The 14,902-nt window shown below is 67.3% G+C and carries 15 protein-coding genes and 1 pseudogene; 8 read left to right on the top strand and 8 right to left on the bottom strand.

Annotated features, from left to right (window positions below):
- Position 1: 1 nt before the first annotated feature.
- On the bottom strand, positions 2–358 hold the full coding sequence (locus ACH4DX_RS10715) for a hypothetical protein (RefSeq protein ID WP_398154844.1): 357 nt from the start codon (positions 356–358) through the stop codon (positions 2–4).
- 156 nt (positions 359–514) lie between these two features.
- On the opposite strand from ACH4DX_RS10715, the gene ACH4DX_RS10710 reads away from it, so the two are divergent.
- Positions 515–1,246 (top strand): XRE family transcriptional regulator, encoded by a 732-nt coding sequence (locus ACH4DX_RS10710; RefSeq protein WP_398154843.1) that lies wholly within the window; start codon positions 515–517, stop codon positions 1,244–1,246.
- Between the two features lie 47 nt (positions 1,247–1,293).
- Positions 1,294–1,764, top strand: coding sequence for an NUDIX hydrolase (locus ACH4DX_RS10705; RefSeq protein ID WP_398154842.1), 471 nt, complete (start codon positions 1,294–1,296; stop codon positions 1,762–1,764).
- On the opposite strand, the gene ACH4DX_RS10700 is transcribed toward ACH4DX_RS10705, so the two are convergent.
- From ACH4DX_RS10700 to ACH4DX_RS10670, 7 genes and pseudogenes are all read right to left on the bottom strand, one after another.
- Positions 1,752–2,312: an HD domain-containing protein gene (locus ACH4DX_RS10700; protein ID WP_398154841.1), complete on the bottom strand. Its 561-nt coding sequence runs from the start codon at positions 2,310–2,312 to the stop codon at positions 1,752–1,754. The genes ACH4DX_RS10705 and ACH4DX_RS10700 overlap by 13 nt on opposite strands.
- 516 nt (positions 2,313–2,828) lie before the next feature.
- The gene (locus ACH4DX_RS10695) at positions 2,829–3,398 is read right to left on the bottom strand and encodes a hypothetical protein (RefSeq protein WP_398154840.1); all 570 of its coding nucleotides are present in this window, start codon (positions 3,396–3,398) and stop codon (positions 2,829–2,831) included.
- A 631-nt stretch (positions 3,399–4,029) separates the two neighbouring features.
- Positions 4,030–5,109, bottom strand: a complete 1,080-nt coding sequence (locus tag ACH4DX_RS10690; RefSeq protein WP_398154839.1) for a restriction endonuclease, SacI family — start codon at positions 5,107–5,109, stop codon at positions 4,030–4,032.
- Between the two features lie 18 nt (positions 5,110–5,127).
- Positions 5,128–6,297 (bottom strand): DNA cytosine methyltransferase, encoded by a 1,170-nt coding sequence (locus ACH4DX_RS10685; protein WP_398154838.1) that lies wholly within the window; start codon positions 6,295–6,297, stop codon positions 5,128–5,130.
- A 436-nt stretch (positions 6,298–6,733) separates the two neighbouring features.
- Positions 6,734–6,820, bottom strand: a pseudogene (locus ACH4DX_RS10680) (DUF664 domain-containing protein); the annotation flags it as partial.
- A complete protein-coding gene (locus tag ACH4DX_RS10675) occupies positions 6,817–6,981 on the bottom strand; it encodes a hypothetical protein (RefSeq protein WP_398154837.1) in 165 nt (54 codons plus the stop codon). The gene ACH4DX_RS10675 and the pseudogene ACH4DX_RS10680, both read right to left, overlap by 4 nt.
- Before the next feature lie 55 nt (positions 6,982–7,036).
- Positions 7,037–7,831 (bottom strand): class I SAM-dependent methyltransferase, encoded by a 795-nt coding sequence (locus tag ACH4DX_RS10670; protein WP_398154836.1) that lies wholly within the window; start codon positions 7,829–7,831, stop codon positions 7,037–7,039.
- Positions 7,832–7,955: 124 nt separating this feature from the next.
- On the opposite strand from ACH4DX_RS10670, the gene ACH4DX_RS10665 reads away from it, so the two are divergent.
- The 6 genes from ACH4DX_RS10665 (at position 7,956) to thrC (ending at position 14,587) form a co-directional block, all read left to right on the top strand.
- The gene (locus ACH4DX_RS10665; RefSeq protein WP_398120594.1) at positions 7,956–8,546 is read left to right on the top strand and encodes a helix-turn-helix domain-containing protein; all 591 of its coding nucleotides are present in this window, start codon (positions 7,956–7,958) and stop codon (positions 8,544–8,546) included.
- A 267-nt stretch (positions 8,547–8,813) separates the two neighbouring features.
- Positions 8,814–9,299, top strand: a complete 486-nt coding sequence (locus ACH4DX_RS10660; RefSeq protein WP_398120596.1) for a response regulator — start codon at positions 8,814–8,816, stop codon at positions 9,297–9,299.
- 192 nt (positions 9,300–9,491) lie between these two features.
- On the top strand, positions 9,492–10,601 hold the full coding sequence (gene nrtL, locus ACH4DX_RS10655; RefSeq protein ID WP_398154835.1) for an ArgS-related anticodon-binding protein NrtL: 1,110 nt from the start codon (positions 9,492–9,494) through the stop codon (positions 10,599–10,601).
- Positions 10,602–10,623: 22 nt separating this feature from the next.
- Positions 10,624–12,015 (top strand): diaminopimelate decarboxylase, encoded by a 1,392-nt coding sequence (gene lysA / locus ACH4DX_RS10650; protein ID WP_398154834.1) that lies wholly within the window; start codon positions 10,624–10,626, stop codon positions 12,013–12,015.
- Between the two features lie 157 nt (positions 12,016–12,172).
- Complete coding sequence (locus ACH4DX_RS10645) at positions 12,173–13,522, top strand: homoserine dehydrogenase (RefSeq protein ID WP_398154833.1); 1,350 nt, start codon at positions 12,173–12,175, stop codon at positions 13,520–13,522.
- A gap of 6 nt (positions 13,523–13,528) precedes the next feature.
- On the top strand, positions 13,529–14,587 hold the full coding sequence (gene thrC, locus ACH4DX_RS10640; protein WP_398154832.1) for a threonine synthase: 1,059 nt from the start codon (positions 13,529–13,531) through the stop codon (positions 14,585–14,587).
- Positions 14,588–14,902 lie beyond the last annotated feature (315 nt).

The following is a 14,902-nucleotide window of genomic DNA, read 5'->3' as shown; positions in this document are numbered from 1 at the left end:
CTCAGGCCGCCTTCGAGGGCGAGGCGCCGACGGCGAGGGAGGTCACGGCGACCGCGCGGAAGGCGATGCCGTGGCGCTTCTGGCCGTTGAACTCGTTCTCCCACGGCCGGGCGATGAGCCCCGTCAGCGCGACCGGGGTGCCCATCATCAGGTCACCGGAGATGCCGGTCTCGGGGACGGTCACGGACAGGATCTCCACCTCGCCGTTGGCCGCGAACATGACGTCCACGGTCGACAGCGCGGCGCCGGTCTCGGCGTCCATCGCCCGTTCGCCGGTACGGCGGTCCTTCACCTTCGGCTGGGGGGACTGGGCCACCATCACGGTGGCGGTGGAGGTGTCGACGGGAATCTGACGCATCGTCTGTTCTCCTGATCTCACGGGAGTTGAACCGCCATCCGGCGGTGAGATCAGGAGACCGCGAGAGGTAGTGGACGCATCACGGTCCGTATGGACGTTTGGGGACGTCTGAGGTATCGTCAAAACGTCCCTACGGCGTCCATGGAAGGACACGTCATGGCGAACGAGCGTCTGCGCGCGGCGATTTCAGCGAAGGGCGAGACGATCCAGTCCGTGGCACAGCACGTCGGGGTGGACCCCAAGAGCGTGGAACGGTGGATCACGACGGACCGCACGCCGCACCGGGGACACCGCTGGAAGGCCGCAAGCTTCCTCGGCGTCGATGAGGTCTACATCTGGCCCGCCGTGCAGAAGCAAGCCGAGTCAGCGAGCACTTCCGAGCTGATCACGTACTACCCGCACCGCGGGGCTGTGCCGACGACGCTGTGGTCATCGCTGATCGAGAAGGCGCGGGACCACGTGGATATCCTCGTGTACGCAGGGCTGTTCCTCTTCGACAGCCACCCGGACCTGCCGGACCAGTTGGCGGAGAAGGCGAAGGCCGGCGGGCAGGTTCGCATCCTGCTCGGTGACCCGGACTCAGAGATGGTTCGCCAGCGCGGCGAGGAGGAAGGCATCGGTGGCGATCTGGCCGCCCGCGCCAGGATCACCCGGCGATACCTCGAACCGGCACTGACGACGCCGGGCGTCGACGTCCGGCTGCACGACACGATCCTCTACAACTCGATCTACCGTTTCGACGACGACGTGTTGGTGAACCCGCACGTACTCGGAGCGCCCGCGGGACAGAACCCGGTGCTGCACTTCCGCTACATCCCGGGCGCCCGAACCTTCCGGCACTACATGCGGAGTTTCGACTACGCATGGGAGCGCGGCCGGCACGAGTAGGCAACCAGGACACGCGACCACCTGACGGAGCGTGCAAGGCTTGGGACATGGCCCGAGTCGACTACTTCAACGATCCGAACGCCCCGAAGGCGAACAGCATCGTTCCGTCCGTCACCGCTGTGGCGCTCAACGATGCCGGCGAAGTCTTGCTGATCCACAAGACGGACAACAACCTGTGGGCACTCCCCGGCGGTGGCGTCGACGTCGGCGAGTCCGCACCCGATGCCGCCGTGCGCGAGACCAAGGAAGAGACCGGGTTCGACGTCCAGGTGACTGGAATGGTCGGCATCTACACCAACCCGGCGCACGTCATGGCGTACGACGATGGCGAGGTTCGCCAACAGTTCTCGATCTGCTTCCGCGCCCGCATCGTGGGCGGCGAGCTGCGCACGAGCAGCGAGAGCAAGGAAGTGGCGTTCGTCCATCCCAGCCGACTGGACGGCCTGAACATCCACCCGTCGATGCGGATGCGGATCGACCACGGGCTGACCGACAGCCCCGCCCCCTACGTCGGCTGACCTGCGAGGCGAGAGCGCGTCCGCTCAACGGCAGCCCCGAGGTACGGACGCGCCTTGCTGATCGCGTTGTGCACCTCACTGCCCGGCTCGTACCGCACCAAAATCTCGTCAATACGGTGATCGAAGTCGAAGGACTGTCCGGCCGGCCCGGTCGTCATGTCGGCGTAGATCAGCGCGTCGAGGACGGCAGAGTCCTCCCGCTCATACGCGTCAAGCTCAACAGACAGGCCGCGTTGCTCAGCCTCGTACACGGCCCCGGAGTGGTGGGCGACGAGGCGGACGAGCCGTGAGGGCGCCCCGATCGCTTCCAGGTGACGAGCGCCATCGAGCGGGTGGAATCCTGTGTCCCGCAGTTCCGGGGCGTAGCCGATGTCATGCAGCCAGGCAGCGGCGACGAGCAGATCACGGTCCTCTTCGGGCACAGCCGCGGATGCTTCGCTTGCCCTGGCCGCCACCGCCTGAGTGTGCAGCCAGCGGTTCCCGAGCGGAGGCAAGAGCGACTCAGCCAGTTCAGCCGCGCCGTGAGGCGTGTCCAGTCCAGAGGGCATAGACCGCACGGTAGCCCAGATCAGCGCGTTGCCGACACCCTGGGACCAGCCGCTCAGGCATGGCGCGGTAAGAGTTTCCCTACATCATCAAGGCTCGCTGCGCTCGCTCGCGCGCCCGGCCTCCTGGAACTGCAAGCAGTCCGATCGGAGATCGGAGGTGCCGCGCACAGCGCGGCGGCGCCGGCCGGTCGCCGCCGCGCCGCCCCTCCTTGCCTTCGTCACCGGGGCCGCGCGCCGTCGCCCGCCCGCGCCCACAAAGGGGCGAAGACCAGGCCGGGGCTGGCGTGGGGGGGGGTGATGCTGAGGTTCGAGCCCCGTCGTGGCTGGGACGGTCGGCTCCACGGCTTTAGGCAGCCACTTTGGGGCGAGCCTCTAAGATCATGGCCCCAACGTCGTGCTTAACGGGCAGGTCCACAGACTGCCCGACTCGCCATCAGCTTACGGGGCCATGATCACTCGCCCCAAAGCAGCTCCAGCCCAAAGCCGCTCCGCCGACCTAGATCGCAGCCTGACCGGCTAAATAAGCCCAGCATCAATAAGCTGTCGATAGTTCCGCCTCATGTGCCCCCTACCTCTCAGATGGCGACGCTGGAGAAGGAGTTCCCACTCGTTTGACTTATCTGCTGAAATTCTACTTTGCGCGGCCTTCAAGTTAGCCCAATGCCTGTCGAAATCACGCTCGAAGGCGTGCTGCGTGGCAGTAAGGTCGAAGATGAGCCGCTCCAGATGCTTCAACATATTCTTTTGCAGGCGAAGATGCCAGAGAGTAAGCGCGTTCAGCCTCTTAGTTCGATCCTGATTTACGCTATTACGCTGCTCATTGAAGGCTACGATCCACTGACCATGAGCCAGAGAGTTCCTGGTGTTGATCAACGGTTCCATCCAGTCATCAAGAACAGACTTCATTCCTGCAAAATAAGCTGCGCTGGTATAAGGGAGAGAGGATGGAACTTTCGAACGAGGCACTGCATACCGAACAGAAAAGGCCTCGACGAGAACCTGGTTCCACATGTCAAGAACGGTTCGTTCATCCATTACGCGCAGCTCAGAGGATTCCGGAAAGTGAGGCGAGCTGATGATCGTCATTAGGCGATCTTCAAGCGTGGCGCCAAGGAGCAGCGCGCAGGTCCTGGTTAGCGCAACGATCTCGTGCTCATTGCCGTGGCGAATGGATTCCTTACAGGACCTGCTGGCTACCTCGAAAGACGTTTCGAGAGCCTCAAAGTTGCGCACGTGCGCCCTATGACGCTTCTCGCGCTCCAAGAACACCCCTCACCATCTGATATCCGAAGTCGGCAGAATCTACCAGGAATGATAAACTCTGCCGACCTCGGAATCGAACCGAGGAATTCTCACCGGGTGAGTGTGTTCCTGTGCGAAGTGACCGGCTCACGTTCGCACACCATTACACCAATCGGCACCGAAGCCGGATACTTCGGTGGCCGGAAAGATCCGGCTCCGTCGCAAAATCTAGCGCAGGCATCCCATGCATGTAAACCTCTGAGCCCATGCCATTCAGTGTCTGCGAGCGGCCGCACGCGCTGCGCGCGTCATGCCCGCGTGCAGGCCAGCCAACAGGCCCCCTGCCGTAGCCAGCGGTGTGCGCAACTCCAGTACGTAGCGTGCTGTCAAGGCAGGACACGTGAGAGGCGCAGCGGCCAGTGCACACAGTGCACCGCCGGCCGCTTGCCACTCGGGTACTGCTGCTGGCACTCATTCACCTGTCTTCGGGGAACTGCCTGACCCACCGCTCAATCTCGGCGTCCCGCACCTCGATCTCTACCATTCGCCGATACAAGGCTTCAGGAAAGGACGAGAGGATCGAGTGAGTGTCACGAGCAGACCAAATAAACACGTCACGCAGGAAGCTTGATACATTTTCGTTCACCTTAACAAGGCACGCGTACTTCCGCTCAAGCTCCAGTATCGATTCATCCGTCATTACGAGTGACGCGTGTGCCACGGCATCTACCATAAGCGCGACTCGCCTGAAGCCAGCATATGCTGCCTTACCTACGAATTGATCAAGCGCTTCGACCGTAACTTTTTTCCCACGTACTTCAACAGTGAGCAACGGCTCACCATTTGAGATCACCTGAACGTCCCCAGGAAGGTCCCGAGACGGATCGTTGACCCTGCGAGAGATAACTTCGCCGTAAGCCATATCAAGGCCAGCTGCAACACACGCCTGAAGTTTGCGCGGGACGTCGCTACCACTCGTGACAAAATCTTGCGTGGCAGAAATGAGGCTCGCCTCGACGATTGCGCCGCCCACCGTGACCCGGCGTCTTTTTTCTGCCACAGCAATGCACACCGTCAATACCGCAGCAAGCGCAGCAAATGCCTCAGCCGTAGAATAGTCCTCTTCGTCAACCTTGGCGAGCGCACTCCTCAAACGCTCAAGGTAAGGTCGCGCCTTACCCAAGACAGCGTCGATCTCCGAAAAGTGCTGGTATCGGAAAAAGGGCTGATTATTTATCGGCTCCGGTCCAGTTGCACCAAGGTCAAATCCCAGTGCGCTTGACAGTGGAACCACGACGCCATGACAGAGGCTACGCAAGGAAAAACAGCGATCCCCATATTTCATTTTTATAGACTGCGGATCAATCTGTTCATCACAGGATCGCGCCAGCAGTTCGGTTACCAAAGCAGCCGTGTAAGTTTTCGGCGCATCGTCTTCGCGAAGCGTCTTTGCTAGAAGTGTCCATTCCTCGGGAAAATCGCCTCCCATGCTGGCAGATTCGTAAGCAGCCCGAAGAACGTTCTCGGCCTCAGTTTTTTGAATTGTTACTCCCACTGCCCCCCCCTTATTACTCTAGATCAGCTCAAGCTGTTCGGGAACATGACCACGAATGCCAGCGCCGGTAGAGTCAAGGTATCCGAGCTGTTCCATCAGCGCTCGGGCGACGACCTTCCCCAGCTCCACTGGAACCGCATTCCCAATCTGTCGTTGCACTTCCCTCTTCCCCCCGGTAAAAGCGAACCCATCGGGGAAAGTCATGATTCGCTTCATCTCAGCAACACGAAACCTACGAGCCCGCGCTTCCCCATTCGCATTGGTAACTGTCTCCCAATGAAATGGTCCGACCCATGGACCCGGCTGAGCCTGCAACGTTGTAGAAGGACGATCTGGATCTGCTTTCAGAAGGAAAGTCCAATAGCGACTACGCCACTTGAACTCGTTACGACCGTCATATCGATCAGTGTGCCAAAGGTAGTTCTGCCCTGGCGGGACCTCTGCAGCAAGTTCTGCGTAAGTCCCCTCGACAATCTCTCCGTGTTCGGAGACTTCTGGCAGCCCAGCAAGCGCCTGGCGGAGACTCACGAACGGGAGCTTCGTTTTATCAATCACCCGATCCCGCTCCGACTCTCCGGAATGGGTGGTCTCCGGGAAGTGGAAAGCCTTACCGTCACGGCGACCCACGACGAATACCCGCCTACGAAGTTGCGGAACTCCGTACTCGGCCGCAAGGAGCACACGGAAGGTCGGCTTGTAGCCCGCATCCTTAAGACCCGCAATTAGCCGGTCAAACTGAGCTTTATGCGTCTTGTATGTCAAACCCTGCACATTCTCCAGGATGAAGGCTTCGGGCTTGCTCTCACGGACCACGCGGACGTACTCATCGAGGAGAGAGGCATTGGGGTCGGCGCTGTTGCGCTTCTCTTCGATCCAGAAGCCGGACTTGCTGAAGGGTGTGCAGGGAGGACCACCGATGACCAAGGTAGGATCGCCGGGCTTCAGTCCGCCGGCCTCCAGCAACTCGGCAGTTGGGATCCTTTGGATGTCACCGCAGAGCGTCTTTGTGTGCGGGAAGTTGGCTGACAGCGTGTCCAAAGCCGTCTGCTCATAGTCAGTGGCAACCGCGACACGGAGCGGAGAGCCAGAGCCGTCCTGGATCAGCGGTGGCTCAGCACAGCTCTCGATCGCGCAGTCGAGGCCGCCAGCCCCGGAGAACAAGCTGATCACAGGAAGCTCATGGTTCACCGCGCCACCCTAACGTATCGCAACCTCAGAGGGACCTTGATCGCTACAGTGGCGCTAGCGAGCGGAGCCACCACTCCCGGATCCGGGGGACCGTTCTCACGCCGGTTGCTGCCTGATGTCCAAGCGGCTCATGCCTAGCCGAACCCCAGCTAGGACGTAGGAGGCGGGACCGGTGCCGCGCCCGTAGCTCGGGTGCCCTCGGGTGCTTTGGAGTCCGCCGACGTGGACGACGAGTGGACGAGGATCAATCGCTGCAGGTCGCTCTGCCTCTGTGACCTGCACGAACGACCGGGAAGCAATCGCCCTCCGGAGCCGTGTGCGCAGGTTCGAATCCTGCCGGGGGCACTTCGATTCGAAGTGCCCGAAGACCCCGCCGCCAGCGAGTTCGCTGCGGACGGGGTCTTTGCGTTTGGGGTGTTCGGCTCCTGGCGCGGGGTCAGTGGCTCGTGGAGCCGTCGATCCGTTCGCGGAGGATGTCGGCGTGGCCCGCGTGGCGGGCCGTTTCCTCGATCATGTGGGTCAGGGTCGGTTGGTGCCCGAAGGTACTCCCGCCGTTCGGACATCCGGTTCCGGTACGCCCGTGACGTTGGCCGCGATCGAGTTCCGCAGCCGGTCGAGGGTGTCCCGCAGAATCGCCTTCTCGGTCCCGGATTCCTTCGGGGTGTGGGTCTTGGTCTTGGGCATGGAGTCGCTCCGTCGCTGTGGGGCTTGCCCGGCTCTGCCCGGCTCTGCTCTGTGGTCAGTTGGGTGCCGTTGTTCGTTGGATCAACAGGACGTTGTCCACCACGGTCGCGGTCTCTCCGGCAGGTCCCGTGGCTCTGCGGCGCGGCATGTCTGCCCGCAGGACCGTCCAGCGTGCGGGGTCGAGTTCCAGATCGGCGGCGACCTCGGTCGGCGTCGGGTAGTGGATGTCGGGGTCCTGGTTCCAGGACCAGGGCGCGGTGGAGCCGTGGTCGACGATCAAGAGGAGGCCGCCGGGGCGCAGGGCGTGTGCGGCGGTGCGCAGGACGCGGGTGCGGGCCAGCGGGAACGGGGTGTGGAAGTACTGCGCCGAGACGAGGTCGTACCGGTCGGCCGGGAAGCTCTCGGCCAGGTCGTGCTGCTCGGTGAGGACCCGGTCCGCGACGCCGAGTTCAAGGGCGCGGGCCTGGATCTGCGTGACGGCCGTGGTCGAGATGTCCACCGCCGTCACGCGCCAACCCTGCTGCGCCAGCCAGATGGTGTCACCGCCCGCGCCGCAGCCCAGGTCCAGGGCCGTACCGGGGCGCAGCGCCGCGGCCGTCTCGGCGAGCAGCGGATTGACGCGTGCGCCCCAGGCCCGCCGAGCGCCGGTGCTGTAGTGGCGCTCCCAGAACCGGGCGGCGTCCTCGGTACCTGGGGTTCCTGAGGTGCCTGCGGTTTCCGAGGTGTATGAGGTTTTTGAGGTGCCTGAGGTGCCTGAGGTGCCTGAGGTGCCTGAGGTGCCTGAGGTGCCTGAGGTGCCTGAGGTGTATGCGACGGTTCCTGGGGTGTCTGAGGTGCCTGCGGTGCCCATACGTGCCGCCCTTCATCAAGTCCCGAGTTCGGAGTTCGGAGACGTGCCGGTCCCGCCAGCATCGACACCCCCCTTCCTCCCTTGCAAGAAAACTTGCGGATCCGCATCATCGGGGAGCATGGTCATGGACACCCCCGCGGCAGGCGCGACCGAAGACGTACTCACCGGTGTAGGACCCCGCCTCCGCGCCCTGCGCCGGGCGCGCGGCGCCACCCTCGCGGCGCTCGCCGCCGAGACCGGCCTCACGGCAAGCACCCTCTCCCGCCTGGAGACCGGCAAGCTCCGCCCCACGCTGGAGCAACTCCTTCCGCTGGCCCGCGCGCACGGCGTACCCCTCGACGATCTGGTCGCCGCGCCGCCCACCGGCGATCCGCGGGTCCATCTGCGACCGGTACGGCGATCCGGTCTCGTCCTGGTGCCGCTGACCAAGCGGGCCGGTGGCATCCAGGCGTACAAGGTGATCCATCCGCCCGCGGGCCGCGCACCCACGATGAAGCTCCAGACCCACGAGGGGTACGAGTGGTTCTACGTCCTCGACGGGAACGTCAGATTCGTGCTCGGTGAGCAGGAGTTCCGGCTCGGTGTCGGCGAGGCCGCGGAGTTCGACACCCGCATCCCGCACTGGATCGGCAGCGCCGACACCCGCCCCGCGGAGCTGCTCGCCCTGTTCGGCGCGCAGGGGGAGCGCGCGCACCTCACGCCAGGAGGCGAATGACCCCCGGGAGGTGACTGTCATCGGGAGGTGACCGCCCCCGCCCCAGGAGGCGACCGCCCCCCGGAAGGCGACCACCCCCGCCCCCGGGAAGCGCCCCCCCCGGAAGCCGCCGCCCCATGGCCGACAGCAACTCCCGGTGGCGCCCCTCCCCCCGGGGGCCCAAGCACCGCCGCAACCCACCCCCGCGGCCACGGCGCTGTCCTGCGGATACACCGAGCGCAGGCCCAGCGCGTTCCGGCCGGGTGGCGTGTTGCAGCTCCCCCGCAAGTGGCAGAAGTAGGCAAAACCCGGACGCGATGGCGGCTCTCGACCTACTCTCGAGTTGTGCCAGGCGCGTCCGGCCGTGTGCTTGTTGTGGACGACAACAAGGTCATCCGGCAACTGATCAGGGTCAATCTCGAGCTGGAGGGCTTCGAGGTCGTGACCGCGGCCGATGGTGCCGAGTGTCTGGATGTCATCCATGAGGTGCGGCCCGACGTCGTGACGCTCGACGTCGTGATGCCGCGGCTCGACGGGCTGCGTACGGCGGCCCGGCTGCGCTCCGATCCGCGTACGCGGGACGTGCCACTCGTCGTCGTCAGCGCTTGTACGCAGTACGAGGTGGAGGCCGGCAGCGAGGTGGGGGTGGACGCCTTCCTGGCGAAGCCGTTCGAGCCCGCGGAGCTGCTCGGGATCGTGCGGCACCTGGTCGAGCGCGGCACCGGCCCCCTCGACCGCGCCCCCGACCCCTCCACCGTCCCGGGCCATCCCTAGGCCCCCCAAGCCCTGGCCCGGCCGCACGCACACCCACACCTGTACACACCCGCACCCGCACACACCCGCACCCGTACACACCCACACCCGTACACACCCGCACCCGCACACACACCCACGCGGCACAGCTCACGGAACCCCAGGTCAGAAACCCCGGGGCACGGCACCCCCACCCTCCCCTACCCTTGTCCCGTGACCCCCGAAGAGCTCTCCCGCACCGCACTGCGCGCCCTGCGCCGCGCAGTGGACGCCGGAGAGCTCACGGCCCCCGTCCCGGACCGCGCCCACATCGAGCGCCCCCGCCCTGGCGGCACCGGCGACTACGCCACGAACCTCGCCCTCCGCATCGCCCGCGACGCAGGCGCACCCCCCCTCCGCATCGCCGAGCTCCTCGCCGCCCGCCTCACCGCCGAACCCGGCATCGCCCGCGCCGACGTCACCGGGCCCGGGTTCCTCAGCGTCACCCTCGACGACGACGGCGGCGCCGGCCTCGTACAGCGCATCCTGGACAGCGGCGAGCGCTACGGCCACGTCAGTCCCGACACCGGCGCCCTCGCCCAACTGCACACCCCCCACGAGCTGCGCGCCCTCGTCGTCGCCGACGCCACCCGCCGCCTGCTCCGCTCCCAGGGCGTCCTCGTCCGCGTCACCTGCGCCGCCGCCCCCGCCGATGCCTGGCAGGACGTCCTCGGGGTGCGCGTCGACGGACACGGCGAGCCCCCGGTCCCGCCGACCACGCTGCGCCCGGTCCCGGCGCCCCGCACCCCCGACCCCCTCGCCCTCGGCCGCGACGCCGCCCGCTGGGCCCTGCTGCACCCCGCGCCGCACGACCGCCCCCGCACCGGCGACGAACACCTCGCCCAGCGCGAGTCGAACCCCCTGTTCCGCGTCCGCTACGCCCACGCCCGCACCCGCGCCCTCACCCGCAACGCGGCGGACCTGGGCTTCACCGCGACCCCCGGCCCGGTAGGCACCCTCGCCCAAGGCGCCCCCGCCCAAGGCGGCACGCCAGCCCAAGGCACCCCCGTACGAGAAGACACCGCACACCCCCTCCTCTCCGCCCTGGGCGACCACCCCACCGTCCTCGCCACCGCCGCCCACCGGCACGCCCCGGACCGCCTGACCCGGCACCTCGTCCGGACCGCCGACGCCTTCCTCGCGCAGGCGCACACCGTGCTGCCCCTCGGCGACGAGAAACCCTCGGCCGCCCACCGCGCCCGGCTCGCGCTCGCCGAAGCCGCCGGGACGGTGCTCGCAGGCGGCCTGTCCCTGCTCGGCATCAGCGCGCCCGAACACTTGTGACACGAGAAGAGTCGAAAGAGCCATGAGCCGTTCCGCCCACCCCGCAGGACCCCGGCACGGGGACGTTCTCCCCGAAGGCCACTACTCCGCACCGCCCAGCGACCTCAACGCCCTCGACCCCAAGGTCTGGTCCCGGACCGTCACCCGGGCGCCCGGCGGCGAGGTCACCGTCGGCGGCGTCGAAGTGACCCGCCTCGCCGAGGAGTTCGGCACGCCCGCCTACTTCCTGGACGAGGAGGACTTCCGGGCCCGCTGCCGGGCATGGCGCGACGCCTTCGGCGCGGACGCCGACGTCTTCTACGCGGGCAAGGCCTTCCTGTCCCGGGTCCTCGTGCGCTGGCTGCACGAGGAGGGCCTCAACCTCGACGTGTGCTCGGGCGGCGAGCTGACGACCGCCCTGGACGCGGGCATGCCCGCCGAGCGGATCGCGTTCCACGGCAACAACAAGACGCCGGAGGAGATCGAGCGCGCGGTGGCCGCGGGCGTCGGCCACATCGTGCTCGACTCCTTCCAGGAGATCGTGCGGGTCGCCCACATCGCCGACCGGCTCGGCACGCGTCAGCGCGTACAGATCCGGGTGACGGTCGGCGTCGAGGCGCACACGCACGAGTTCATCGCCACCGCGCACGAGGACCAGAAGTTCGGCATCGCGCTCGCCGGGGGAGAGGCCGCCGAGGCCGTGCGGCGGGCGCTGAAGCTCGACGGCCTCGAACTCGTCGGCATCCACAGCCACATCGGCTCGCAGATCTTCGACACGGCGGGCTTCGAGGTCGCCGCCCGCCGCGTGGTGTCGCTCCTCGCCGAGATCCGCGACGAGCACGGCGTCGAACTCCCCGAGATCGACCTCGGCGGCGGCCTCGGCATCGCGTACACCTCGGCCGACGACCCGCGGGAACCGCACGAGATCGCGCAGGGGCTGCACGACATCGTCACCCGCGAGTGCGCCGCGGCCGGACTCGCCGTGCCGCGCATCTCCGTCGAGCCGGGCCGCGCCATCGTCGGCCCGACCGCCTTCACGCTGTACGAGGTGGGGACCATCAAGCCCCTCGAAGGGCTGCGTACGTACGTCTCGGTGGACGGCGGCATGTCCGACAACATCCGTACGGCGCTCTACGACGCCGAGTACAGCGTCGCCCTGGTCTCGCGCTCCTCCGACGCCGAGCCGATGCTCGTCCGCGTCGTGGGCAAGCACTGTGAGAGCGGCGACATCGTCGTGCGCGACGCCTTCCTGCCCGCCGACCTCGCGGTCGGCGACCTCATCGCCGTGCCCGCGACCGGCGCCTACTGCCGCTCGATGGCCAGCAACTACAACCACGCGCTGCGTCCGCCGGTGGTGGCGGTGCGGGAGGGCGCGGGCCGCGTCATCGTGCGCCGCGAGACGGAGGAGGACCTGTTGCGTCTCGACGTCGGGTGACGGCGGCCCGGCGCACGCGGGTTGCCCCCGGTCCGTGAGCGGTACAGGTGATACTCGGTTCGTGGAACGGATGTCTCACGATCCGGACTATGGTCAGAAACACTGTTTGGGTGGGTGAGACTGGACCCACCGTACTTGGAGAAGGAAACGAGGTCGGATGATGCGTACGCGTCCGCTGAAGGTGGCGCTGCTGGGCTGTGGGGTCGTCGGCTCAGAGGTGGCGCGCATCATGACGACGCACGCCGAAGACCTCGCGGCCAGGATCGGCGCCCCGGTGGAGCTCGCCGGGGTCGCCGTCCGCCGCCCCTCCAAGGTGCGAGCGGGCATCGACCCCACCCTGGTGACGACGGACGCGACCGCGCTCGTCAAGCGCGGGGACATCGACGTGGTCGTCGAGGTCATCGGCGGCATCGAGCCCGCGAGGGCCCTGATCACCACCGCGTTCGAGCACGGCGCGTCCGTGGTCTCCGCGAACAAGGCACTCATCGCCCAGGACGGCGAGGCCCTGCACGCAGCGGCCGAGCAGCACGGCCGCGACCTGTACTACGAGGCCGCCGTCGCCGGTGCGATCCCGCTGATCAGGCCGCTGCGCGAATCCCTCGCCGGCGACAAGGTGAACCGCGTGCTCGGCATCGTGAACGGCACGACGAACTTCATCCTCGACAAGATGGACTCGACGGGCGCCGGCTATCAGGAGGCCCTCGACGAGGCCACCGCCCTCGGGTACGCCGAAGCCGACCCGACCGCCGACGTCGAGGGCTTCGACGCCGCCGCCAAGGCCGCGATCCTCGCCGGCATCGCCTTCCACACCCGGGTGCGCCTCGACGACGTCTACCGCGAGGGCATGACCGAGGTCACCGCCGCCGACTTCGCGTCCGCGAAGCGCATGGGCTGCACCATCAAGCTGCTCGCCATCTGCGAGCGGGCCGCCGACGGCGGCTCCGTCACCGCCCGCGTGCACCCCGCGATGATCCCGCTCAGCCATCCGCTCGCGAGTGTGCGCGAGGCGTACAACGCGGTCTTCGTGGAGGCCGAGGCGGCCGGTCGGCTCATGTTCTACGGCCCCGGCGCGGGCGGCGCGCCCACCGCGTCCGCGGTGCTCGGCGACCTCGTCGCGGTCTGCCGCAACAAACTCGGCGAGGCCACCGGGCCCGGCGACTCCGCGTACACCCGGCTGCCCGTGGGCTCCATGGGCGAGGTCGTCACGCGGTACCACATCAGCCTCGACGTGGCCGACAAGCCGGGCGTGCTCGCCCAGGTCGCGACGGTCTTCGCCGAGCACGGCGTATCGATCGATACGGTCCGTCAGACGGGCAAAGGAAAGAGCAGCGTCGCCGAAGGCGTCTCGGCCGACGGTGGCGGAGGGCGACGGGAGGGCGGCGAGGCCTCCCTCGTCGTCGTCACCCACCGCGCGCCCGACGCCGCCCTCACCGGCACCGTCGACGCGTTGCGCCGACTCGACACCGTGCGTGGTGTCGCCAGCATCATGCGGGTTGAAGGGGAGTAAGCAGCAATGACCCACCAGTGGCGCGGAATCATCGAGGAGTACCGGGACCGCCTCCCGGTCTCCGGCACCACACCGGTCGTCACGCTCCGCGAGGGCGGCACGCCGCTCGTGCCCGCGGCCGTGCTCTCCGAGCGCACGGGGTGCGAGGTCCACCTCAAGGTCGAGGGCGCGAACCCGACGGGGTCCTTCAAGGACCGCGGCATGACCATGGCGATCACCAAGGCCAAGGAGGAGGGCGCGCAGGCCGTCATCTGCGCCTCCACCGGCAACACCTCGGCGTCGGCCGCCGCCTACGCCGTACGCGCCGGGATGGTCTGCGCCGTCCTGGTCCCGCAGGGCAAGATCGCCCTCGGCAAGATGGGGCAGGCGCTCGTCTACGGCTCGAAGATCCTCCAGGTGGACGGCAACTTCGACGACTGCCTGAACCTGGCGCGCGGCCTCTCCGAGAACTACCCGGTCGCGCTGGTCAACTCGGTCAACCCGTTCCGCATCGAGGGTCAGAAGACGGCGTCCTTCGAGATCGTGGACGCCCTCGGCGACGCGCCCGACCTCCACGTCCTGCCGGTCGGCAACGCGGGCAACATCACGGCCTACTGGAAGGGCTACAAGGAGTACGCGGCCGACGCGGTGTCGACGCGCACCCCGCGCATGTGGGGCTTCCAAGCCTCCGGCTCGGCGCCGATCGTGCGCGGCGAGATCGTCAAGGACCCCTCGACCATCGCCACCGCGATTCGCATCGGCAACCCCGCGTCGTGGCAGCACGCGCTCGCCGCGCGCGACGAGTCGGGCGGCTTCATCGACGAGGTGACGGACCGTGAGATCCTGCGCGCCTACAAGCTGTTGGCGTCGCAGGAGGGCGTCTTCGTCGAGCCCGCGTCCGCCGCGTCGGTGGCGGGCCTGCTGAAGGCCGCCGAGCAGGGCAAGGTCGACAAGGGTCAGCGCATCGTCTGCACGGTCACCGGCAACGGCCTGAAGGACCCGGACTGGGCCGTCGCGGGCGCCCCGCAGCCGGTCACGGTCCCGGTCGACGCGGCCGCCGCGGCGGAGCGGTTGGGGCTGGCTTAGGGGTGGGGCTGGGCCTCGGGTGGGGCCGGGTCTCGGGGGAGGCCGGGTCCGCTGGGTCCGGCGTACCGCTGGGCTCGGCGTACCGTCGGACCTGGCGTACCGCTGGGTCCGGCGCACCGTCGGACCTGGCGTCAGAGGTCGGCGCAGCACCGGGCCCGGCGTGAGGCCAGGCCCGGCGTAACGTCCAAACCTCGCAACTCCGTACAGGGGTGGCACAGGGGGCTCGCGACACGCATCGTGCGCCTCCTGTGCGCCCTATGTCGCCACAGAACCTTCCTTCGATAGGCTGTGCTGAACCCACCCCGACGCATATGC

The sequence above is a fragment of the Streptomyces sp. NPDC017940 genome (assembly GCF_044328435.1).
Classification (GTDB): Bacteria; Actinomycetota; Actinomycetes; order Streptomycetales; family Streptomycetaceae; genus Streptomyces.
Note: the sequence above shows the minus strand (reverse complement) of the source record. Positions and strands in the feature narration are given on the sequence as shown.

Excerpts from the sequence above, each read along its gene's own strand:
- ACH4DX_RS10645 (WP_398154833.1), top strand. The coding sequence starts at position 12,173 with ATGATGCGTACGCGTCCGCTGAAGGTGGCGCTGCTGGGCTGTGGGGTC.
- thrC (WP_398154832.1), top strand. The coding sequence starts at position 13,529 with ATGACCCACCAGTGGCGCGGAATCATCGAGGAGTACCGGGACCGCCTC.
- ACH4DX_RS10665 (WP_398120594.1), top strand. The coding sequence starts at position 7,956 with ATGGACACCCCCGCGGCAGGCGCGACCGAAGACGTACTCACCGGTGTA.
- ACH4DX_RS10710 (WP_398154843.1), top strand. The coding sequence starts at position 515 with ATGGCGAACGAGCGTCTGCGCGCGGCGATTTCAGCGAAGGGCGAGACG.
- ACH4DX_RS10670 (WP_398154836.1), bottom strand. The coding sequence starts at position 7,831 with ATGGGCACCGCAGGCACCTCAGACACCCCAGGAACCGTCGCATACACC.
- ACH4DX_RS10700 (WP_398154841.1), bottom strand. The coding sequence starts at position 2,312 with ATGCCCTCTGGACTGGACACGCCTCACGGCGCGGCTGAACTGGCTGAG.
- ACH4DX_RS10705 (WP_398154842.1), top strand. The coding sequence starts at position 1,294 with ATGGCCCGAGTCGACTACTTCAACGATCCGAACGCCCCGAAGGCGAAC.
- ACH4DX_RS10675 (WP_398154837.1), bottom strand. The coding sequence starts at position 6,981 with ATGCCCAAGACCAAGACCCACACCCCGAAGGAATCCGGGACCGAGAAG.
- ACH4DX_RS10715 (WP_398154844.1), bottom strand. The coding sequence starts at position 358 with ATGCGTCAGATTCCCGTCGACACCTCCACCGCCACCGTGATGGTGGCC.
- lysA (WP_398154834.1), top strand. The coding sequence starts at position 10,624 with ATGAGCCGTTCCGCCCACCCCGCAGGACCCCGGCACGGGGACGTTCTC.
- ACH4DX_RS10695 (WP_398154840.1), bottom strand. The coding sequence starts at position 3,398 with ATGACGATCATCAGCTCGCCTCACTTTCCGGAATCCTCTGAGCTGCGC.